Genomic DNA, 22469 nt, shown 5'->3' on the forward strand with positions numbered 1-22469 from the left:
TGAGCAAAGTAGGACAGTTTGGTGACAGATAAATGTACGAATTATGACAGTTTTATGACAGCGCCAGACCTGCGAGTTTTCCACAAATAAAAATACTTAAATTCAACTAGTTAAATTAATTTATGACATCTGGATGAAGGAAAAATTTTCTTTTTATGACAGGGTAAAGGTAGGCCAAAATAAGGATTTGTCACAAACGCTATCATCGTAACTGTTCCGTCGTTCACGATTTTTTTCTTCGTTTTACGGCGCGTTTTTCCGAGGGCCGCTGAAGTTCTTTGGTATGGACGCGATGCATTTTTATCGCCAGGCACCAGCGGACCAGCCTGAACATTTCCTGGCTGTTCATCATTCTCCAGGCCAGCCATATCAGCAGCGCGCCGCCGCCCCAGCATAACCAGAACCCCACGAAGAAGGCCAGCGCGCCAGCCCGACGCACAGCGCAACTACGCTTAACGCCAGATGGAAAAACCAGCTGTACAGGAGCAATACCAGCCCGCTGCGACGCCCTTTTTCAACCATAAACGCAATGACCATCAGCAGTATCAGCCAGAGCACGCCGCCGAAAACCCAGAGCGGCGCAAAGGGCGGGCGCAGCGCAGCGACATTCAGCGCCGCGCTAAAGAGCATCAGATAATTGCTGCCCACCAGCACATGATAAAACGAGGAGGTGCCGATAAAGCGGGCCTTTGGCAGCTCACGTTGCTGCGCCATTTTGAGCTTTAGCTGATGCAGCCTGCGGTGGGCGATGTCGTCATCCACCTCTGCGCTGTAAGTGATGAGCTGATAAAAACGCGAACCAGTCAGAAAGGGCTTTAGCGACATAAAAATCCATTTCCGTGACGTTAAAAAAAGAGGCTGCCGGGCGGCAACCTCTTCAGAGCATAACACGGGCAGAAACGCGTTATTCCACCGTGACGGATTTCGCCAGGTTACGCGGCTGGTCAACATCGGTGCCTTTGATCAGCGCGACGTGATAGGCCAGCAATTGCAGCGGAACCGTGTAGAAGATCGGCGCGATAACGTCTTCAACATGCGGCATCGGGATGATGTTCATGTTGTCGCTGCTGCTGAAGCCGGCGTCCTGATCGGCGAAGACATACAGCACGCCGCCACGGGCGCGAACTTCTTCGATGTTGGACTTCAGTTTTTCCAGCAGTTCGTTGTTCGGCGCCACCACGATAACCGGCATATCGGCGTCAATCAGCGCCAGCGGGCCATGCTTGAGCTCGCCCGCCGCATAGGCTTCGGCGTGGATGTAGGAGATCTCTTTAAGCTTCAGCGCGCCTTCCAGCGCGATCGGGTACTGATCGCCGCGGCCCAGGAACAGCGCGTGGTGCTTGTCGGAGAAATCTTCCGCCAGCGCTTCGATGCGTTTGTCCTGAGAGAGCATCTGCTCGATGCGGCTCGGCAACGCCTGCAGGCCATGCACGATATCGTGCTCAATGGCGGCGTCAGCGCCTTTCAGGCGACCCAGTTTCGCCACCAGCATCAGCAACACGGTCAGCTGCGTGGTGAACGCTTTGGTGGACGCCACGCCGATTTCCGTACCGGCTTTGGTCATCAGCGCCAGCGAGGACTCACGCACCAGCGAAGAGCCCGGTACGTTACAGATGGCCAGCGAACCAAGATAACCCAGCTCTTTGGACAGACGCAGCGCCGCGAGGGTATCTGCGGTTTCGCCGGACTGCGACAGCGTGATCATCAGGCTGTTGCGACGCACGGCGGATTTGCGATAGCGGAATTCCGAGGCGATTTCGACATCGCACGGCACGCCTGCCAGCGCTTCAAACCAGTAGCGGGAGACCATACCGGAGTTATACGAGGTGCCGCACGCGACAATCTGAATATGCTCAACCTGCGAGAGCAGTTCGTCGGCGTTCGGACCCAGCTCGCTTAAATCCACCTCGCCGTGGCTGATGCGCCCGGCCAGCGTGTTTTTAATCGCGTTCGGCTGTTCGTAGATCTCTTTTTGCATGTAGTGGCGGTAGATGCCTTTATCGCCGGCGTCATACTGCACGTTAGATTCGATTTCCGGGCGGGAAACGCTTTCGCCGTGGGTGTTGAAAATCGCGACGGAGCGGCGGGTCACTTCGGCGATATCCCCTCTTCGAGGAAGATAAAGCGACGGGTGACCGGCAGCAGCGCCAGCTGATCGGAGGCGATAAAGTTCTCGCCCACGCCGAGACCAATCACCAGCGGGCTGCCGGAACGGGCCGCCAGCAGAACGCTCGGATCGCGGTTATCCATGATGACGGTGCCGTAAGCGCCGCGCAGCTGAGGAATGGCGCGCAGCACCGCTTCACGCAGCGTACCGCCTTGCTCCAGCTCCCAGTGCACCAGATGCGCGATCACTTCGGTGTCGGTTTCGGTGACGAATTCGTAGCCGCGCGTTTTCAACAGTTCGCGCAGCGGTTCGTGGTTTTCGATAATGCCGTTATGCACCACGACGATATGTCCGGAGACATGCGGGTGCGCGTTGCCTTCTGACGGTTCGCCGTGGGTCGCCCAGCGGGTGTGCGCGATACCGGTGCCGCCGTGCAGCGGGTGTTCTTCCGCCGCCTGCACCAGCATCTGCACTTTGCCCAGACGGCGCAGGCGGGTCATATGCCCCGCGCTGTCCACGACGGCGAGACCGGCGGAGTCATAGCCGCGGTACTCCAGACGACGCAAACCTTCGAGAAGGATTTCAGCAATATCACGTTGCGCTACAGCGCCAACAATTCCACACATAATTAATTTCCTGACAATGGCATTTCGCCATGCGTTGTCGCCGACCTGTATGTGCCCGTTTTCCGGGCTCCCCGAGCCTTGTAGAGAGTGGGGTTATCGTTTTGGTACTGCCAGTGGGCGGAAGATTATGTTATCCCCTCATCCCGCGTCTGCCGGAGGCCTTAACGCTTATCCGGCCGACAAAAGCGTGTGGCGGGCAAGCAAAGCGCGCCCGCCATCAACGTTATTTATTTTTTCTTCACCGGGCGACGCCAGCCCTGCTTGTGCACCTGCGGCACGCGGGTGAGCACCAGCTCGTTTTCCGCGATGTTGCGCGTCACCGTTGTACCTGCAGCGATGGTCGCGCCTTTCGCCACCGTGACCGGCGCGACTAATTGGGTATCGGAGCCGACAAACACATCGTCGCCAATGATGGTTTTGTGTTTATTAGCGCCATCATAGTTACAGGTGATGGTGCCTGCGCCGATGTTAACGTTATCGCCGATCTCCGCGTCGCCAAGATAAGTCAGGTGACCCGCTTTCGAGCCTTTACCCAGACGCGCTTTTTTCATCTCAACGAAGTTGCCGACATGCGCGCCTTCGAGAAGCTCCGCGCCCGGACGCAGACGCGCGAACGGCCCGATAGTACAGGCGGCGTCAAGACGAGCGTCTTCCACCACGCTGTAGGGGCTGACTTCGCAGTCGTCGCCGATGACGCTGTTTTTAATCACGCAGCCCGCGCCGATTTTGACGCGATGGCCCAGCACAACATCGCCTTCAATAATCACGTTAGCGTCGATCTCGACATCGCGCCCGTGTTTCAGGGTGCCGCGCAGATCAAAACGCGCCGGGTCGCGCAGCATCACGCCCGCCAGCAGCAGTTTCTCGGCCTGCTCGGCCTGGTAAACGCGTTCAAGACGCGCCAGCTGCAGGCGGTTGTTCACGCCTTCCACTTCGCTTAAACGCTGCGGATGTACAGCGGCAATCTCACGGCCTTCGTTCCAGGCCATCGCGATGATGTCGGTGATGTAGTATTCGCCCTGCGCATTGTTATTGTCGAGCTTCGCCAGCCAGCGCTTCAGATCCGCGCCGTTGGCCACCAGGATGCCGGTGTTGATTTCGTTAATCTGGCGCTGCTCGTCGCTGGCATCTTTATGCTCAACGATCCCGGAGACTTTTCCGTTCTCACGGGTAATGCGGCCATAGCCGGTCGGGTCGTCGAGCTTCACGGTTAACAGGCCAATGCCGCCCTGCGGCTTCGCCGCGCAGAGCTGTTGCAGAGTCTCAACAGAGATCAGCGGAACGTCGCCGTAGAGCATCAGCACATCTTCATCGTCGCTAAAGAACGGCGCCGCCTGCTGCATCGCATGGCCAGTGCCGAGCTGTTCTGCCTGTAATACCCAGTTGAGCGAGGCGTCTTTGAGGGTGCTTTGCAGCAGATCGCCGCCATGACCGTAAACCAGATGAACATGTTGCGCGCCGACATGCTTTGCGGCGTCAATCACGTGTTGCACCATCGGCTTCCCGGCCAGGGTGTGCAGCACTTTTGGAAGATCGGAGTACATGCGCGTGCCTTTGCCAGCGGCAAGGATCACAACGCTCATAGCATGGCTAGACATAGTCGTCCTGTCTTATGAAAGTGAATGAAGTAAAGCGATTTAGCGCCCGGAATTCTACATATTTTTCAGCATAAAACGGGGTGATGGCAAATCGCCGCTTTTAACCTGTTTTACCCTGTTATACAGGCGCGTAACGCACACCGGAAGGCGCAAAACGAGAGAGTAAACGCCTGCATCCACAGTATCATTTATAAAAACAATGGGATGCTGTTTTTTTGCGGCTGGAATAAAGCGGTGAAAACCAAGGTAAACGTTCAAAACTCGTCTTAAGTGAGACTGATAAACAGACATAAAAAAAGCCAGCCGGGTCGCCCAGGCTGGCTTTTTAACTTTCAAGCCGGTGTTACATCGCTTTTTTGGTCAACTCGATAACGCGCAGTTTGGCGATCGCCTTGGCCAGCTCAGCAGAAGCCTGAGCGTAGTCCACGTCACCGTGGGAGCTACGGATATGGTCTTCCGCTTTACGTTTCGCTTCCAGGGCTCGCGCTTCGTCGAGATCCTGGCCGCGAATCGCAGTGTCAGCCAGCACGGTTACGGTGCCCGGCTGCACTTCCAGCACGCCGCCGGAGAGATAGATATACTCTTCGTGGCCGTGCTGTTTCACGATGCGGATCATCCCAGGCTTAATGGCGGTGAGCAGCGGTGCGTGGCCCGGGTAGATACCCAGCTCGCCTTCGCTACCCGTAACCTGGATTTTCTCGACCAGACCAGAGAACATTTGTTTCTCTGCGCTGACGACATCCAGGTGGTAAGTCATTGCCATATCACCCTCCGATTAAGGCGTTAAAGTTTTTTGGCTTTTTCCACGGCTTCATCAATGGAGCCAACCATGTAGAACGCCTGCTCCGGCAGATGATCGTATTCACCTTCCATGATGCCTTTAAAGCCACGGATGGTGTCTTTCAGCGATACGTATTTGCCCGGCGCGCCGGTAAAGACTTCTGCCACGAAGAACGGCTGGGACAGGAAGCGCTGAATTTTACGAGCACGCGCAACGACCAGTTTGTCTTCTTCAGACAGCTCGTCCATACCGAGGATGGCGATGATGTCTTTCAGCTCCTGATAACGCTGCAGGATGGACTGCACGCCGCGAGCGGTGTCGTAGTGCTCCTGACCTACTACCAGCGGGTCCAGCTGACGGCTGGTGGAATCCAGCGGGTCAACGGCCGGGTAGATACCCAGGGACGCGATCTGACGGCTCAGTACCACGGTTGCGTCAAGGTGCGCAAAGGTGGTGGCTGGTGACGGGTCAGTCAAGTCATCCGCCGGTACGTATACCGCCTGTACGGAGGTGATAGAACCGGTTTTGGTGGAGGTGATACGCTCCTGCAGAACGCCCATCTCTTCCGCCAGGGTCGGCTGATAACCTACCGCTGAAGGCATACGACCCAGCAGTGCGGATACTTCAGTACCGGCCAGGGTGTAACGGTAGATGTTATCGACGAACAGCAGTACGTCACGACCTTCCTCACGGAACTTCTCAGCCATGGTCAGGCCGGTCAGCGCAACGCGCAGACGGTTTCCCGGCGGCTCGTTCATCTGGCCGTATACCAGGGATACTTTGTCCAGTACGTTGGAGTCGGTCATTTCGTGGTAGAAGTCGTTACCTTCACGGGTACGTTCGCCCACGCCCGCAAACACGGAGTAACCGGAGTGCTCGATCGCGATGTTACGGATCAGCTCCATCATGTTTACGGTTTTACCTACACCAGCACCACCGAACAGACCAACTTTACCGCCCTTCGCGAACGGACACATCAGGTCGATAACTTTGATGCCGGTTTCCAGCAGTTCCTGAGAGCTGGACAGCTCTTCATAGGACGGCGCCGCGCGGTGAATCGCCCAACGCTCTTCTTCGCCGATATCGCCTTTCATGTCGATAGGCTGACCCAGAACGTTCATGATACGACCGAGGGTCGCTTTACCTACCGGTACTTCAATCGGGTGTTCGAGATCGGTAACAACCAGACCACGACGCAGACCATCAGAAGAACCCATAGCGATGGTACGTACGATACCGCCGCCGAGCTGCTGCTGGACTTCCAGCACCAGATGCTCATTACCATTCGTTACCTCAAGGGCGTCGTACACTTTCGGTACAGCATCCTGAGGGAACTCGACGTCCACCACGGCGCCGATTACCTGGACAATCTTTCCAGTAGCCATCTTGAATCCTCTACGAAATAACCTGGTTAAACCGCGGCGGCCCCCGAGACGATCTCGGTGAGTTCCTGAGTAATGCTGGCCTGACGAGCTTTGTTGTATACCAACTGCAGCTCTTTAATCAGGCTGCCGCCATTATCGGTTGCGGCTTTCATCGCCACCATTCGTGCGGCCTGCTCGCTGGCCAGGTTTTCAACCACTCCCTGATAAACCTGCGATTCGACATAGCGACGCAGCAGGGTGTCCAGCAGCGCCTTCGGATCGGGTTCGTACAGGTAATCCCAGGATTTGTGCTTCAACTCATCGTCTTCTGATGCCGGCAGCGGCAGCAGTTGAGTGATGGTCGGAGCCTGAGACATGGTGTTAATAAATTTGTTGCTGACAACGTAAAGCTTGTCCAGACGGCCTTCATCATAAGCCTGCAACATCACTTTGACCGGGCCAATCAGATCGGACAGGGAAGGGTTGTCCCCCATACCGGTGACCTGCGCCACAATGTTGCCGCCTACTGAATTGAAGAAAGAAACGCCTTTAGAGCCGATCATTGCGATATCGCTCTGAACGCCTTTATCGGACCATACTTTCATATCCGCCAGCACTTTCTTGAACAGGTTAATGTTCAAGCCGCCGCACAGACCACGGTCAGTCGACACCACCAGGTAGCCCACGCGCTTAACGTCGCGTTCTTCCAGGTAAGGGTGTTTGTATTCCAGATTACCGGTAGCAAGGTGACCAATCACTTTGCGCATGGTATCTGCATAAGGACGGCTGGCCGCCATGCGATCCTGCGATTTACGCATTTTGGAAGCGGCGACCATTTCCATCGCTTTAGTGATCTTTTGCGTGTTCTGGACGCTTGCGATCTTACTACGTATCTCTTTTGCGCCGGCCATGAGCTTCTCCTCAATGCCTTGCGGCTTGCCTTACAGCAAGCCGCCAGACGTTACCAGGACTGGGTTGCTTTGAAGGAATCGAGGAGGCTTTTCAGCTTGCCTTCGATCTCATCGTTATAGCCACCGTTCTGGTTAATCTCTTGCATCAGCGGAGCGTGATCACGGTCAGCGTAAGCCAGCAGAGCGGCTTCGAAGCTACCGATTTTCGCCAGTTCCACATCTTCGAGGTAACCGCGTTCCGCCGCGAACAGGACCAGGCCCTGCTGTGCAACGGACATCGGCGCGTACTGTTTCTGCTTGAGCAGTTCAGTGACTTTCTGGCCGTGGCTCAGCTGTTTACGGGTTGCTTCGTCCAGATCGGAGGCGAACTGAGAGAACGCCGCCAGTTCACGATACTGCGCCAGCGCGGTACGAATACCACCGGACAGTTTCTTGATGATCTTGGTCTGAGCAGCACCACCTACACGCGATACGGAGATACCCGGGTTAACGGCCGGACGAATACCGGAGTTAAACAGGTTGGTTTCCAGGAAGATCTGACCATCGGTAATAGAAATTACGTTGGTCGGAACGAACGCAGAAACGTCACCCGCCTGGGTTTCGATGATCGGCAGCGCAGTCAGGGAGCCGGTTTTACCTTTCACTTCACCTTTGGTGAAGTTCTCAACGTATTCCGCGTTAACGCGGGATGCGCGCTCCAGCAGACGGGAGTGGAGGTAGAACACGTCGCCCGGGAATGCTTCACGTCCTGGCGGACGACGGAGCAGCAGGGAAACCTGACGGTAAGCCACAGCCTGTTTAGACAGGTCATCGTAAACGATCAGCGCGTCTTCGCCGCGGTCGCGGAAGTATTCGCCCATCGCGCAACCGGCGTACGGCGCCAGGTATTGCAGCGCAGCGGATTCAGAAGCCGTCGCGACGACAACGATGGTGTTAGACAGCGCGCCGTGCTCTTCCAGTTTACGAACCACGTTAGAAATGGTGGACGCTTTCTGGCCGATAGCCACATACACGCATTTGATGCCGGAGTCGCGCTGGTTGATGATGGCGTCGATAGCCATCGCGGTTTTACCGGTCTGACGGTCGCCGATGATCAGTTCACGCTGACCACGACCGATTGGGATCATGGCGTCAACGGACTTATAACCGGTCTGTACAGGCTGGTCTACGGACTGACGCTCGATAACGCCCGGTGCGATAACTTCGATTGGCGAGAAGCCATCGTGTTCAACCGGACCTTTACCGTCGATCGGCGCGCCGAGGGTGTTAACCACACGGCCCAGCAGGCCACGGCCAACCGGCACTTCAAGAATACGGCCAGTACACTTCACCTTCATGCCTTCGGCGAGGTCAGCGTACGGACCCATAACCACTGCACCTACGGAGTCACGCTCCAGGTTCAGTGCGATAGCGTAACGGTTACCCGGCAGGGAAATCATCTCACCCTGCATACAATCGGCCAGGCCGTGGATGCGGATAACACCGTCGCTTACAGAAACAATAGTACCTTCGTTATGAGCTTCGCTCACAACATTGAACTGAGCAATGCGCTGCTTGATCAGTTCGCTGATTTCGGTGGAATTCAGTTGCATGCTCCAGTCCCCTTAAGACTGCAAGACGTCTGCGAGGCGCTCAAGACGGCCGCGCACGCTGCCGTCAATGACCGTATCACCCGAACGGATGATGACGCCCGCCATTACAGACTTATCAATTTTGCAATTCAGCTTCACTTTGCGTGACAGACGTTTTTCCATCGCGGCGCTGATTTTCGCAAGCTGTTCATCGCTCAGCGCGCTGGCAGAAGTCACTTCGACTTCAACGGTAGCCTCAAGGGCTGCGCGTAACTGAATGAACTGCTCAAGAACATCAGGAAGTACCTTCAGACGACCGTTTTCTGCCATCACCTTAATCAGGTTCTGGCCGTTGGCGTCTAACTGGTCACCACAGATTGCGATAAACGACTTAGCGAGCGTTTCTGGCGCCAGGGCGCCAGAGAGGAGCTCAGCCATCTGTTCGTTTTTGGCCACTTCAGCGGCAAACGCCAGCATATCCTGCCAGCGGTCGAGGCTTTGGTGTTCGACGGCAAAGTCAAAAGCTGCTTTGGCGTAGGGGCGAGCTACCGTTACAAATTCAGACATCAGCCCCTCCCTCCTTACAGTTCAGCGACCAGTTTATTCACGATGTCGCTGTTAGCAGCTTCATCCACGGAACGTTCAATGATCTTCTCGGCGCCAGCAACAGCCAGGATAGCAACCTGCTTGCGCAGCTCTTCACGGGCACGTTTACGCTCGGCTTCGATTTCGGCCTGGGCCTGCGCCACGATTTTGTTACGTTCCTGCTCTGCTTCAGCTTTCGCTTCGTCCAGGATCTGAGCGCGGCGTTTGTTCGCCTGCTCAATAATCACCTGGGCTTCCGCTTTCGCTTTTTTCAGCTGGTCGGTCGCGTTGGACTGTGCAAGCTCCAGATCCTTTTTAGCGCGTTCTGCAGAAGACAGACCGTCAGCAATTTCTTTCTGACGTTTTTCGATGGCAGCCATAATTGGCGGCCATACGTACTTCATACAGAACAGAACGAACAGGACAAACGCGATGGCCTGGCCGAGGATTGTTGCGTTAAGATTCACAGCACAATGCCTCTTATCTGGTTAATGTTCTGATATTGTCTGGAAATTCAGACAACTTCGTTTACTACGCGACGGCGAACATCACGTACAGACCCAGACCCACAGCGATCATCGGGATTGCATCCACCAGACCCATTACGATAAAGAACTGAGTACGCAGCAGAGGAATCAGATCAGGCTGGCGCGCAGCGCCTTCCAGGAATTTGCCCCCGAGGATGCCGATACCGATCGCAGCACCGATTGCCGCCAGACCCATCATCACAGCGGCAGCCATGTACAGCAGATCCATATTCAGGTTTTCCATGACAGTCTCCAGTTTGTTTCAGTTAAAACGCAGTAGTGTTGAGTAAAAAATCAATGCTCTTCAGATGCCATCGACAGATAGACAATCGTCAGAACCATGAAAATGAAGGCCTGCAACGTAATGATCAGGATGTGGAAAATGGCCCAAGGCACATTTAATAACCACTGTGACCACCACGGCAGAAGACCCGCAATCAGAATGAAAATCAGCTCACCGGCATACATGTTGCCGAACAGTCGCAGACCGAGAGAAACCGGTTTGGACAGCAGGCTCACACCTTCCAGGATCAGGTTGACCGGGATAAATACCGGGTGATTGAACGGCTGCAGCGTCAGCTCTTTAGTAAAGCCGCCAACGCCTTTCATTTTGATGCTGTAGAAAAGAATGAGGATAAACACACCAAGCGCCATGGAGAGGGTGATGTTCACGTCCGCAGACGGCACCACGCGCAGGGCAGGCAAACCAAATACGTGCTCGCCGATGTACGGCAGCAGGTCGATAGGCAGTAAATCCATCAGGTTCATCAGGAATACCCAGACGAAAATCGTCAGGGCCAGCGGCGCAATGAGCTTGCTTTTGCCGTGGTACATGTCTTGTACGCTACCATGCACAAAGCCGATAACCAGCTCTACCGCTGTCTGGAATTTGCCCGGCACGCCGCTGGTCGCATGTTTCGCGACTTTACGGAACAGAACCAGGAATAACAGGCCCAGCACCACTGAGAAAAACATCGAGTCGATGTTGAGCGTCCAGAAGGTGGCCGGGGGTTATGCGGATCCACCAGCGAGAAGGTACGCAGGTCAATCTGAAGGTTATTCAGATGGTGGCCTATGTACTCCTGCGGCGTCGAGATTTCTCCTGCAGACATGATGCCTCTTACCCTTTGTTGTTAATTACAGCTGGCGCCAGTATCTGCACAACCAGCACCGAAACCCACGTCACGATCAGCGGCAAGAAAACCGCCTTGAAACACGCCAGCGCCACCACCAGCAGGGTAAAGGTCGCAACCACCTTGAACGCTTCGCCGAAGGCGAAAGACCATGCCACGCGGCCTTTAGCGGGTGTATGCGCCTGATGACGCCAGGCAAAATTCATAAACAACACATTCGGCAGCCATACTGCCAGCCCTCCGCATACTGCGGAGAAGCCCCAGAAAGGATCGTTGAGGCAAAACAGCAATCCTGCCACCAGAACCGCGATGAACTGGATGAACAGAAGCTTGCGGGCCACTTTTTTGCTCATGAGCGACGCAGACATTTTTTGCCACTGCTCCCTTCGAGGTATGTCGCGTGTCGTATAAAACGTTCTTTGACGCTCTGAGTCAAGCCTCAAAAAGCGCTCAAATTATACGGGGCGAGCACGTGATTTCAAACTATAAGTAGCCAAAAGGTGAATAAATGTTTAAATAATTTTCAGAACGCGTTTTTTTCAAGTTTCTCTTAAACCTGAAAAGAAATGTAAAAACTGCAAATTGCGCGTAAACCTTGCGAATAAAGCGTGCACGAGATCACATTCTAGACAATTTCTGCTCAAGGTTTGTCACATCCTTTAGGAATGCGTCTCTTATAACCATTTGATTTTAAATTGCTTTAAACCCTAAATTTTTTAAAACACCCCGAAACACGATTAATACCTTTCATTGACATCTACTGGAAACAATTTACGCCCCGTTATCATAGCGCCGCCTGAATATAGCACCCTTATATTTTCATAGGTGACTATTAAGTTTTTAGCGCAAATGATGCTTCGTTATACTCAAGCTGCAACAAAGTTAACAAAAAGTGAAATAAGGGGTTGTTAATGCGGGCCAGTTTTCTTTTTGTCCATGCGAAAGGCCCGCCCCTTATTTCTACTTTTTTTGATAAATATTAAGTTCTGTTTGCTTTAAGGATAACCAGATGGCGCTCGCCGTCGAGACGCGGAACCGACAGCCTGACGATTTCCTCAACAGCAAAGCCTTCTGACAGCGCACTTATCTCATCATCAGGACGCTGGCCTTTAAGAGCATAAAAACGCCCCTGCTCGCCCGGCAGATGATGACACCAGTTCACCATATCGGAGAGCGACGCGAACGCGCGGCTGATAACGCCATCGAACGGCGGCTCGGCGGGGAAGGCTTCAACGCGGCTTTGTACCGGCGCGATATTGTCGAGCTTCAGCTCGTGTTGCACCTGACGCAAAAAGCGCACGCGCTTGCCAAGGCTATCCAGCAGCGTGAAATGGCTGTCCGGGCGGACAATCGACAGCGGAATACCCGGCAGGCCCGGACCGGTGCCGACATCGATAAAACGAGAACCCTTTAAATGCGGTTCTACCACGATGCTGTCCATGATGTGGCGCACCAGCATCTCGTTCGGGTCACGTACGGAGGTGAGGTTGTAGGCCTTGTTCCACTTGTTCAGCATATCGACATAGGCCACCAGCTGCGCTTTCTGGTGTTCGGGCAGCGTAATCCCTGCGTCATCAAGCAGGCGGGATAGTGTATTCAGCACGACGGTTTTTCCATATAAAAAGGGCCAGACAAGGCTGGCCCGAAGCGCGTTTTAACTCAGGCACTGCGGCGCAGTAGCCCCTGTTTTTTCAGCCAGACCAGCAGAATCGAGATAGCGGCGGGCGTGATCCCGGAGATACGGGACGCCTGGCCAATCGATGCCGGTTTATGATCGTTAAGCTTGGCGATCACCTCATTGGAGAGGCCATTCACCTGGCGATAATCCAGCGTCGCCGGCAGCAGCGTGCTTTCGTTACGCTGCTGTTTTTCTATCTCGTCCTGCTGGCGGGCGATATAGCCTTCGTATTTCACCTGGATCTCAACCTGCTCTGCCGCCTGTACGTCATCCAGCGCCGGCGCGAAAACCGACAGCGCGGTCAACTGAGCATAGGTCATTTCCGGTCGACGCAGCAGATCTTCACCGCTAGCTTCACGGGAGAGCGGCGCGGTAAGCACCGTGTTGATCTCTTCCACCGAGGCGGTAGACGGCGTCACCCAGGTGCTTCTCAGACGCTGGCGCTCACGCTCGATATTTTCCAGCTTCTCGTTGAAACGCGCCCAGCGCGCATCGTCGACCAGCCCCATTTCGCGACCGGCTTCGGTCAGGCGTAAATCAGCGTTGTCTTCACGCAGCATCAGACGATATTCCGCGCGAGAGGTAAACATGCGGTACGGCTCTTTGGTACCGAGCGTGCAGAGGTCATCAACCAGCACGCCAAGATACGCCTGTGAGCGACCTGGCGCCCAGCCCTCTTTCTCCGCCGAATAACGGCCCGCGTTAAGGCCAGCCAGCAGGCCCTGGGCGGCGGCTTCTTCATAACCGGTGGTGCCGTTGATCTGGCCTGCGAAGAACAGCCCCTGGATGTATTTGCTTTCCAGGGTTGGCTTCAGGTCGCGCGGATCGAAGAAATCGTACTCAATCGCGTAGCCCGGGCGAACAATCTTCGCGTTCTCCATCCCTTTCATGGAACGGACGATTTGCATCTGCACGTCGAACGGCAGGCTGGTGGAGATGCCGTTCGGGTAAATTTCGTTGCTGGTCAGCCCTTCGGGCTCCAGGAAAATCTGGTGCGCGTTGCGATCGGCGAAGCGCATCACTTTGTCTTCGATAGAAGGGCAGTAGCGCGGGCCGATCCCCTCAATCACGCCGGCGTACATAGGGCTGCGATCGAGGTTGTTGCGGATCACGTCGTGGGTTTTTTCGTTGGTGTGCGTGACATAGCACGGCACCTGACGCGGATGCTGATCCGCGGATCCCATGAACGAGAAGACCGGCATCGGGTTATCGCCATGCTGCTGATCGAGCACGCTGAAATCGATGGTACGCGCGTCGATACGCGGCGGCGTTCCGGTTTTCAGGCGGCTGACGCGCAGCGGCAGTTCACGCAGGCGACGCGCCAGCGGTACGGAAGGCGGATCGCCCGCACGGCCGCCGCTGTAGTTATCAAGCCCGATATGAATTTTGCCGTCGAGGAACGTACCGACCGTAAGGACGACCGCTTTTGCGCGGAATTTCAGCCCCATCTGCGTGACGGCGCCCACCACACGATCGTTTTCCACGATCAGATCGTCAACGGCCTGCTGGAAGATCATCAGGTTCGGCTGGTTCTCCAGCGCAGTACGCACGGCCTGCTTGTACAGCACGCGATCCGCCTGAGCGCGGGTAGCGCGAACCGCCGGGCCTTTGCTGGCGTTTAGTATCCTAAACTGAATACCCGCCTGGTCGATCGCTTTCGCCATAAGCCCGCCGAGGGCATCCACTTCCTTAACCAGATGTCCTTTACCAATACCGCCGATCGCCGGGTTGCAGGACATCTGTCCAAGCGTGTCGATATTGTGTGTCAAAAGCAGGGTCTGTTGACCCATGCGTGCAGCGGCCATTGCGGCCTCGGTACCTGCATGACCCCCGCCAATGATAATGACGTCAAAAGGATCCGGATAAAACATGTTGGTATGACCTCGCGGTTGTGCGAAAGAGGGTTAGCTAGCCCGGGGCGTGGATTCTACTCAACTTTAGCCTGGTGAGAAAGCGCCGGGATCGTTGGTATTAAAAAGAAGATCTTTTATTTAAAGGATCTGTTTTATTATGATCTCTTATTAGGATCGACATCCCTTGTGGATAACCCGGATCGCCCATTTGGGATCAAAAGGTTATCCGGGATCGCTTGCTGTGAATGATCGGTGATCCCAGACAGTATAAGCTGGGAGCAGAAATGCGGGTTATGCACAACTCAAAAAGCGAACAACACTTATACCTTGGATAACTACGGGTTGATCCAAGCTTTTAAGCATATTTATCCACAGCTGAATGGCGATCTTTTCGCCGATCAGAGCAAATTTTTCCAGGATCCCAGCCACACTTCGGCCGGATCCTCCGGAATATCATGATCGAGAATGTTGATCTTAAGTGGTTCACCGACCCGTTTCGCACCACACGCGATCAATTGTGCGTCCAGCTTTTCTATCGCGCCGCAAAACGTATCGTATTCGCGACTCCCGATACCGATAGCGCCGTAGCGAACCTGGTTCAGATCGGGGCGCTGCTCTGCAAGCGCATCATATAAAGGTTGCAGGTTGTCCGGCAGATCGCCCGCGCCATGCGTGGAGGTGACAATCAGCCAGGTGCCTTCAGGCTTAAGATCCTCAAGAAGCGGGCCATGCAGCGTTTCGGTGCTATAACCGGCGTCTTCCAGCTTTTCAGCCAGGTGTTCCGCCACATATTCCGCGCCGCCAAGAGTGCTGCCACTGATCAGGGTAATGTCTGTCATGGATGTCCGCCTTGAATAAACGACGCGTATTGTACGCTGTGCAGGGGCTGGGATCTACCTGTGGATAATATGGGTATTAAAAAATACGGCTATGGCCGGATGGTGCGCATGATCGGGTTCTGCAGGGAGATCAACGTCTCGGTGGACTGAATTTCATCAATTGTTTGGATCTTGTTGATAAGCACCTGCTGCAGCGCGTCTATCGATCGACACATTACCTTTATAAAGATGCTGTAGTGGCCCGTGGTGTAATAGGCTTCGGTCACTTCATCGAGGCTTTCCAGCTTCTCAAGCGCGGCCGGGTAATCTTTCGCGCTCTTGAGAATAATGCCGATAAAGCAGCAGACGTCGTAACCGAGCTGTTTCGGGCTGATATCGATACGCGCGCCGGTAATGATCCCCGCTTGCTTCATCTTCTCCACGCGCACATGGATAGTGCCCGGGCTGACGCCGAACTGCTTGGCAAGTTCAGCATAGGCAGTGCGAGCATTTGCCATCAGCGCTTCCAGAATGCCGCGGTCCAGATTATCGATCTGATAATTTTCCATACGTTTTCCTTATGATTATTCAGTAATCGTCAGTTTCATGCCGTCTATATTATCGGATTAAAAGGCGTACAGCCTTTTTTATTGATGATTATTGAAATGGTGGGCTTTTTTATTGCTTAATCGAAAGCAACAGAGGTACAGGAGTCCTAAAAAAATGAAAACCGCATACATCACACGCCAGCGTCAGATTAGCTTTGTGAAAGCCCATTTTTCCCGCCAGCTTGAGGAAAAGCTCGGTCTGCTTGAAGTGCAGGCGCCGATCCTGAGCCGCGTTGGCGACGGGACGCAGGATAACCTTTCCGGCTGTGAAAAAGCGGTGCAGGTCAACGTCAAAACGCTGCCGCAGGCGCAGTTTGAAGTGGTGCACTCGCTGGCGAAATGGAAGCGTAAAACGCTGGGCCAGCATGACTTCAGCGCTGGCGAAGGGCTCTACACCCATATGAAAGCGCTGCGCCCTGATGAAGACCGCCTCTCGCCGGTGCACTCGGTGTATGTGGATCAATGGGACTGGGAGCGTGTGATGGGCGACGGCGAACGCCATCTCGGTACGCTGAAGCAGACGGTAGAGAGCATTTGGTCAGCGATTAAGGAAACTGAACTGGCGGCCGCGGAGCGCTTCGGGCTGACGCCGTTCCTGCCGGACGCCATTCACTTTGTGCATAGCGAAACGCTGCAACGCCGCTTCCCCGATCTGGATGCGAAAGGGCGCGAGCGCGCCATTGCGAAAGAGCTGGGGGCGGTCTTCCTGATTGGCATCGGCGGTAAGCTTGCCGACGGCAAACGCCATGATGTACGCGCGCCGGATTATGATGACTGGACCACACCGACCGAAAGCGGTTTTGCCGGTCTCAACGGCGATATTCTCGTCTGGAACCCGCTGCTCGAAGACGCGTTTGAGATCTCCTCCATGGGGATCCGCGTGGATGCCGACGCGCTTAAACGTCAGCTGGCGCTCACCGGCGATCAGGATCGTCTGGCGCTGGAGTGGCACCAGGCGCTGCTTAACGGCGACATGCCGCAGACGATCGGCGGCGGGATCGGGCAGTCGCGTCTCACGATGCTGCTACTGCAACTGCCGCATATCGGTCAGGTACAGTGCGGCGTCTGGCCGGAGCAGGTTCAGTCCGCGGTCGCTGAGCTGCTGTAACGTCAGCGGCGTAAACGGCGTACCAGACGGCTGCGCATCCCGGTATCAAAGCGCCAGATATGATCGAAAATGCGCATGATGCCGGGTTTCCCATGCGCGGACATCGCCACCGCATGAAAGCGGTGCTGATGAACGCGCTGCAACTCCTTTACCTTGTTAACCACCTCATCCGGCAGCCGCTGGGCGATAAAATCGGACACTACCACCGCGTCGGCGTCGAACCACTCGCCGCCCTGAAGCTTTTCCGCTATCGCGCGAAAACAGCTCGCCAGATCGGTGCCGCCGCGAAAGCGCTGGCTCAGAAAGCGGATCGCCTGATCAATGCCGTCACGGCCGCACAGCTCATAGCGCACCACTTCGCTGGAAAACAGCATAATGAAACAGCGGCGGTTATCGGCCAGCGCAATACGCATCAGCGCCAGGCAAAAGGCCTTGGCGCACTGCTCGTTAAAGCCGCCCATCGAGCCGGACGTATCCACGCAGACGATAAATGGCCCGCGCGGTTGTTCGTCATAATCCTGACGCGTCACCGGACGCTGCATGACTTTCTCGCGCCACGCGTCGCCCTGAAGCCGGTAGGTCAGTAGCTGCTTCTCCACCAGCCGCCGGTAAAATTCATATTCCAGTTCAGTGATGCCAAGGGTCGCCAGCTCCGGGGGTAGCAGACGCAGAATATCGTCGCTGCGCTGTAAGCCGTCGACCTGTTCCGGCACTGAAGCGGGCTCGCGCACCAGCGTGCGGAACGTTTCCAGCGGCGCCTCTTTTTTCGGCACCGATTTCGCTTCACGCGAACGGCCGAGCTGTTCGGCAAGCTGCATCAGTTCCGGCTGATCGGCCAGGAAATCGCCATACTTCACGATGAGCTGATAATCGCCGCGCCGCAGTTTGCCGTCGCTCATGTCCCACAGGCGACCAGCGGAATCTTCATTCTCCACCAGCACCTGTTCAAGCTGGCCGCTCAGGGTCATGCGCTCCTGAACCTCGCTCAACAGCTGCTCGCGTTCTTCCTCCAGCAACTGCTGATTAAAAGAGGTGGCCTGTACGACAAGGCTCAGCCGCCAGCGCTGTAAAAAGAGGGTATGCAGGGCGGGCGTGAAATGGGGGTTATCGGCGATAAGCCGCTGCGCCTGGTCGGCAAACGGCGAGCCGACGCGGCGCAGCAGCGCGCTGATTTGCGGCAGTTGAACGATAAACTGGCTGGTGGAGAGCAACTGGCTTTTCTGATAGCCGATCACCTCTTCTTCCAGCTCCGGCGGGACGCGCGCCTCTTTCAGCCGGGTTTTGAGCTGTTCGCGCCAGCGCGGAATATCCTGGGTCAGCGCGTGCTTCAGGCGGGGAAACTTTTCGAAAAATACCGCCAGCTGCGGCGAGGCCAGCAGCGCAATGACGATCTCTTCTACCAGCTCGCCTTCGCTGATAGCCAGAATGAGGTTCAGCGAATCCGCTGTCAGCATTGGCGCGCCTGTTTAATCTGCTCGCCCACGTCCTGAAGGCTGGCCTCAATGCGTCCTAACCAGTCGCTTTCAACAAACAGGCATTTTTGCTGTTCGCTGAAGCGCGTATGTTGCTGGTGCCATTCGTTATCCAGCTCTTCCAGCTGCTGTTTGATTTCATCGGGTATCCCGTTGGTCGACGCGGCGCCTGGCAGCGCAAGACGCGTGCCCTGGAGGCTGACATCGCGCAGCACCAGATGCTGGCTCGCATCCACTTCCAGATTCAGCGCCTGGGCGAAACCGATACCGTTCAGCTTGCCGCGGATCTCGCCGCCTTTTTGCAGCCATGTCTCCAGCGCCTCTCGCGTAAACGCCACGTGAATGACGTCGATATCGTGCAGCTTCAGCGGCTTTTGCAGCAGCAACGTCAGGGTGGGGTCCTTGAGGGTGGCGGGCAGCTGATATTGTGGACGACGGCTGAACATGCCGCTCTGCTTCTCAAGGCGCAGCGCCGTTTTATCACTGTGCTGCTGCTCTAACTGCATCCGGCGCTGGGTGATCGCGCCGAGGCGGTTAAGCATCGCGTACTGGCCCCATGCATGAGAGGTCATCAGCTGCGCGATTTGCTGCTGCATCAGCGTCATGGCGCTGGCATCATGCCACAGGCAATCTTTCAGCAGGATGACATCGATGGGCGCCACCGCATCGCGCCCGCTGAAAAAGGCGCTGGCCTGCAACAGGCGAATGGCTTTCTTCCAGCGGCGATCTGAGACATAGGGCGCGTTCGGCAGCGCATCAAGCTGCTGGCGCAGGGTGAAAATCAGCTCGAATACCGCGTCCGGCAGTTTGACGTTGCCAATGCCGGTCTGCCACTGCTGATACTCCTCATCGCTCACCTGAAGGCCCGGCGGCACCGGGTTTTCATTTTCATCCTGCTGGCTTACCAGCATCGCGCGAAAGCTGTTTTTCTCCTGCACCCGGTCAAGCCACAGGCGAATCAGCATACGGTCATAGAGCGCCTCAAGGCTGCTGTCCGCTTCAGGCAGTTCGTTGGATGCCGTGACCAGCAGGCGCATCGGAATTTTTTCTTCGTGCGCGCCGTTGCGAAAACGTCGTTCGTTGATGGCGGTCAGCAGAGTATTCAGGATGGCCGGGCCCGCTTTCCAGATTTCATCCAGAAACACGATTTCTGCTTCCGGCAGATAACCTGCAGTCAGACGTTCATAACGCCCTTCATCTTTTAAAGCCTGAATAGACAGCGGCCCGAAGACCTCCTCCGGCGTGGAGAAGCGCGTCATCAGATATTCAAACGCGCGCGCGTGCTGAAACGCGAATTTCAGCCGCCGGGCTATCAGGCTTTTCGCAATGCCGGGCGGGCCGAGCAGGAACACGCTCTCGCCGCTCAGCGCCGCCAGCAGGCACATCCGGATAGCATGGCTGCGTTCAAACAGCCCTTTTTCCAGCGCTGCGCTGAGACGTGAAATTCTTTCCGCCAATAAATTGGGTTGAGCCATAATAGTTACTCTGCATTCTGACTACGCCGCCTGGTTTCTGGTGCGAGTATAGACGTTTCATATTCATGCTGATAATGGATTGATGCCATTATCTATTTGGCTTGATTTGGGTAAAGACTCGGTGATTGAGGGGTACGATTTTTTAACGAATCGTGCATACTGTGCGCTTTTTGTGGGCCCAGGGACGAAGCGCACACGGGATTTCAACGAAGACTAGTCTATGAGCACTGAGAATAAGCAGTCGTTGCCTGCGATTACGCTGGCGGCTATCGGAGTGGTGTACGGCGATATCGGCACCAGTCCGCTTTATACATTACGAGAGTGTCTTTCCGGCCAGTTTGGGTTTGGCGTGGAGCGGGACGCCGTTTTTGGCTTTCTTTCTTTAATTTTCTGGCTGTTGGTTTTTGTTGTTTCCTTTAAATACCTGACCTTCGTGATGCGGGCGGATAACGCCGGCGAAGGCGGTATCCTGACGCTGATGTCGCTGGCCGGGCGCAATACCTCGGCGCGTATGACGTCGGTGCTGGTGATCCTCGGGCTTATCGGCGGCAGCTTCTTTTATGGCGAGGTGGTGATTACGCCCGCGATTTCAGTGATGTCGGCCATTGAAGGCCTGGAAATCGCCGCGCCGTCGCTCGACCCGTATATCGTTCCGCTGTCGATAATCGTGCTGACGCTGCTGTTTATGATCCAGAAGCACGGCACCGGCATGGTGGGGAAACTCTTCGCGCCGATTATGCTCGTCTGGTTTTTGATTCTGGCGGTGCTGGGCGCGCGCGGCATTATGAACAACCCGGAAGTGTTGCAGGCGCTGAACCCGGTCTGGGCGGTGCATTTTTTCCTGGAATATAAAGCGGTTTCCTTTGCGGCGCTGGGCGCTGTGGTGCTGTCTATTACCGGTGTTGAAGCGCTGTACGCTGATATGGGGCATTTCGGGAAGCTGCCGATCCGCGTGGCGTGGTTCTCGGTCGTGCTGCCGTCGCTGGTGCTGAACTATTTCGGCCAGGGCGCGCTGCTGTTGAAAACGCCGGAAGCGATTAAAAACCCCTTCTTCCTGCTGGCGCCGGACTGGGCGCTGATCCCGATGCTTATCCTGGCGACACTCGCGACGGTTATCGCGTCGCAGGCGGTGATTTCCGGCGTCTTCTCCCTGACCCGTCAGGCAGTGCGCCTGGGATATCTGTCGCCGATGCGTATTATCCATACCTCGGAGATGGAATCGGGCCAGATTTATATCCCGGTGGTGAACTGGATGCTCTATTTCGCGGTGGTGATTGTCATCGTGAGCTTCGAGCACTCCAGTAACCTTGCGGCGGCTTACGGCATCGCGGTAACCGGCACGATGGTGCTGACGTCGATTCTGTTTGCGACCGCGGCGCGTAAAAACTGGCACTGGAACCGCATTCTGGTGGGGCTGATGGTGGTGGCGTTTCTGTGCGTCGATGTGCCGCTTTTCTCCGCGAACCTGGAGAAACTCTTCTCCGGCGGCTGGTTGCCGTTAAGTCTGGGTCTGGTGATGTTCATCATTATGACGACCTGGAAAAGCGAGCGCTTCCGCCTGCTGCGCCGGATGCACGAGCACGGCAATTCGCTGGATGCCATGATCACCTCGCTTGAGAAATCGCCGCCGGTCCGCGTGCCGGGCACCGCGGTGTATATGTCCCGCGCGCTGAACGTGATTCCATTCGCGCTGCTGCATAACCTGAAGCACAACAAAGTGCTGCATGAGCGCGTGATCCTGCTGACGCTGCGCACCGAAGACGCGCCTTACGTCCATAACGTGAAGCGCGTGACGCTCGAACAGCTGTCGCCGACCTTCTGGCGCGTGGTGGCGAGCTATGGCTGGCGCGAGACGCCGAACGTCGAAGAGATTTTCCATCGCTGCGGGCTGGAAGGCTTAAGCTGTCGGATGATGGAGACCTCCTTCTTCATGTCGCACGAGTCGCTCATTATTGGCGATAATCGCCCCTGGTATTTGCGTCTGCGCGGCAAGCTGTTCCTGCTCTTACAGCGCAACGCGCTACGAGCGCCAGACCAGTTTGAGATCCCGCCGAACCGCGTTATCGAACTGGGAACGCAGGTCGAGATTTAATCCTTAAGCGAAACGCCTTCCGCACTCCGGGAGGCGTTTTTTATTGGTGGTCGCGCTCTCTTTTTCTCGTCAGTTTTTCCTTAAGCGAAACGTTTCGATGGCGATCACAGTTTCGCAACGTCATGTTTGTTTATTGTTCACTCTGCCGGATAAACTCCTTGT

General features: G+C 55.6%; 17 protein-coding genes and 3 pseudogenes. 2 read left to right on the forward strand and 18 right to left on the reverse strand.

What is annotated here, in order from left to right; all coding sequences use genetic code 11:
• Nucleotides 1–223 precede the first annotated feature (223 nt).
• The 16 genes and pseudogenes from AB8W27_RS20720 to asnC form a co-directional block, all read right to left on the reverse strand.
• A pseudogene (locus AB8W27_RS20720) lies at nucleotides 224–825 on the reverse strand (hypothetical protein).
• Nucleotides 826–904: 79 nt separating this feature from the next.
• Nucleotides 905–2733: pseudogene (gene glmS, locus AB8W27_RS20725) on the reverse strand (glutamine--fructose-6-phosphate transaminase (isomerizing)).
• Between the two features lie 227 nt (nucleotides 2734–2960).
• Nucleotides 2961–4331 carry a bifunctional UDP-N-acetylglucosamine diphosphorylase/glucosamine-1-phosphate N-acetyltransferase GlmU gene (gene glmU / locus AB8W27_RS20730; RefSeq protein WP_012814708.1) on the reverse strand — a complete coding sequence of 457 codons (1371 nt, stop codon included), beginning with the start codon at nucleotides 4329–4331 and terminating at the stop codon, nucleotides 2961–2963.
• Between the two features lie 343 nt (nucleotides 4332–4674).
• Nucleotides 4675–5094 carry a F0F1 ATP synthase subunit epsilon gene (locus AB8W27_RS20735; RefSeq protein WP_007703646.1) on the reverse strand — a complete coding sequence of 140 codons (420 nt, stop codon included), beginning with the start codon at nucleotides 5092–5094 and terminating at the stop codon, nucleotides 4675–4677.
• Nucleotides 5095–5114: 20 nt separating this feature from the next.
• Nucleotides 5115–6497 (reverse strand): F0F1 ATP synthase subunit beta, encoded by a 1383-nt coding sequence (gene atpD / locus AB8W27_RS20740; RefSeq protein ID WP_012814706.1) that lies wholly within the window; start codon nucleotides 6495–6497, stop codon nucleotides 5115–5117.
• Nucleotides 6498–6523: 26 nt separating this feature from the next.
• The gene (atpG, locus tag AB8W27_RS20745) at nucleotides 6524–7387 is read right to left on the reverse strand and encodes a F0F1 ATP synthase subunit gamma (RefSeq protein WP_012814705.1); all 864 of its coding nucleotides are present in this window, start codon (nucleotides 7385–7387) and stop codon (nucleotides 6524–6526) included.
• Nucleotides 7388–7437: 50 nt separating this feature from the next.
• Nucleotides 7438–8979, reverse strand: a complete 1542-nt coding sequence (gene atpA, locus AB8W27_RS20750) for a F0F1 ATP synthase subunit alpha (RefSeq protein WP_012814704.1) — start codon at nucleotides 8977–8979, stop codon at nucleotides 7438–7440.
• Nucleotides 8980–8991: 12 nt separating this feature from the next.
• Complete coding sequence (gene atpH, locus AB8W27_RS20755; RefSeq protein WP_007703636.1) at nucleotides 8992–9525, reverse strand: F0F1 ATP synthase subunit delta; 534 nt, start codon at nucleotides 9523–9525, stop codon at nucleotides 8992–8994.
• A gap of 14 nt (nucleotides 9526–9539) precedes the next feature.
• The gene (atpF, locus tag AB8W27_RS20760) at nucleotides 9540–10010 is read right to left on the reverse strand and encodes a F0F1 ATP synthase subunit B (RefSeq protein WP_004386171.1); all 471 of its coding nucleotides are present in this window, start codon (nucleotides 10008–10010) and stop codon (nucleotides 9540–9542) included.
• Between the two features lie 64 nt (nucleotides 10011–10074).
• Complete coding sequence (gene atpE / locus AB8W27_RS20765) at nucleotides 10075–10314, reverse strand: F0F1 ATP synthase subunit C (RefSeq protein ID WP_000429386.1); 240 nt, start codon at nucleotides 10312–10314, stop codon at nucleotides 10075–10077.
• A gap of 50 nt (nucleotides 10315–10364) precedes the next feature.
• Nucleotides 10365–11182 (reverse strand): annotated as a pseudogene (gene atpB, locus AB8W27_RS20770) (F0F1 ATP synthase subunit A).
• Between the two features lie 8 nt (nucleotides 11183–11190).
• A complete protein-coding gene (gene atpI / locus AB8W27_RS20775; RefSeq protein ID WP_012814703.1) occupies nucleotides 11191–11571 on the reverse strand; it encodes a F0F1 ATP synthase subunit I in 381 nt (126 codons plus the stop codon).
• Between the two features lie 611 nt (nucleotides 11572–12182).
• Nucleotides 12183–12806: a 16S rRNA (guanine(527)-N(7))-methyltransferase RsmG gene (rsmG, locus tag AB8W27_RS20780; RefSeq protein WP_012814702.1), complete on the reverse strand. Its 624-nt coding sequence runs from the start codon at nucleotides 12804–12806 to the stop codon at nucleotides 12183–12185.
• 56 nt (nucleotides 12807–12862) lie between these two features.
• Nucleotides 12863–14752 carry a tRNA uridine-5-carboxymethylaminomethyl(34) synthesis enzyme MnmG gene (mnmG, locus tag AB8W27_RS20785; RefSeq protein ID WP_012814701.1) on the reverse strand — a complete coding sequence of 630 codons (1890 nt, stop codon included), beginning with the start codon at nucleotides 14750–14752 and terminating at the stop codon, nucleotides 12863–12865.
• A 380-nt stretch (nucleotides 14753–15132) separates the two neighbouring features.
• The gene (mioC, locus tag AB8W27_RS20790) at nucleotides 15133–15573 is read right to left on the reverse strand and encodes an FMN-binding protein MioC (RefSeq protein ID WP_041924086.1); all 441 of its coding nucleotides are present in this window, start codon (nucleotides 15571–15573) and stop codon (nucleotides 15133–15135) included.
• Nucleotides 15574–15662: 89 nt separating this feature from the next.
• Nucleotides 15663–16121 (reverse strand): transcriptional regulator AsnC, encoded by a 459-nt coding sequence (asnC, locus tag AB8W27_RS20795; RefSeq protein WP_004386178.1) that lies wholly within the window; start codon nucleotides 16119–16121, stop codon nucleotides 15663–15665.
• Between the two features lie 154 nt (nucleotides 16122–16275).
• Between asnC and asnA the strand changes: the two genes are divergently transcribed.
• Nucleotides 16276–17268 (forward strand): aspartate--ammonia ligase, encoded by a 993-nt coding sequence (gene asnA, locus AB8W27_RS20800; RefSeq protein WP_007765720.1) that lies wholly within the window; start codon nucleotides 16276–16278, stop codon nucleotides 17266–17268.
• Nucleotides 17269–17270: 2 nt separating this feature from the next.
• On the opposite strand, the gene viaA is transcribed toward asnA, so the two are convergent.
• On the reverse strand, nucleotides 17271–18722 hold the full coding sequence (gene viaA, locus AB8W27_RS20805) for an ATPase RavA stimulator ViaA (RefSeq protein WP_015743015.1): 1452 nt from the start codon (nucleotides 18720–18722) through the stop codon (nucleotides 17271–17273).
• Complete coding sequence (ravA, locus tag AB8W27_RS20810; protein ID WP_015743014.1) at nucleotides 18716–20215, reverse strand: ATPase RavA; 1500 nt, start codon at nucleotides 20213–20215, stop codon at nucleotides 18716–18718. Before ravA ends, viaA begins: the two co-directional genes overlap by 7 nt.
• Before the next feature lie 220 nt (nucleotides 20216–20435).
• On the opposite strand from ravA, the gene kup reads away from it, so the two are divergent.
• Nucleotides 20436–22307 carry a low affinity potassium transporter Kup gene (kup, locus tag AB8W27_RS20815; RefSeq protein WP_015743013.1) on the forward strand — a complete coding sequence of 624 codons (1872 nt, stop codon included), beginning with the start codon at nucleotides 20436–20438 and terminating at the stop codon, nucleotides 22305–22307.
• Nucleotides 22308–22469 lie beyond the last annotated feature (162 nt).

This window comes from Cronobacter turicensis (genome assembly GCF_041222865.1).
Taxonomy (GTDB): domain Bacteria; phylum Pseudomonadota; class Gammaproteobacteria; order Enterobacterales; family Enterobacteriaceae; genus Cronobacter; species Cronobacter turicensis.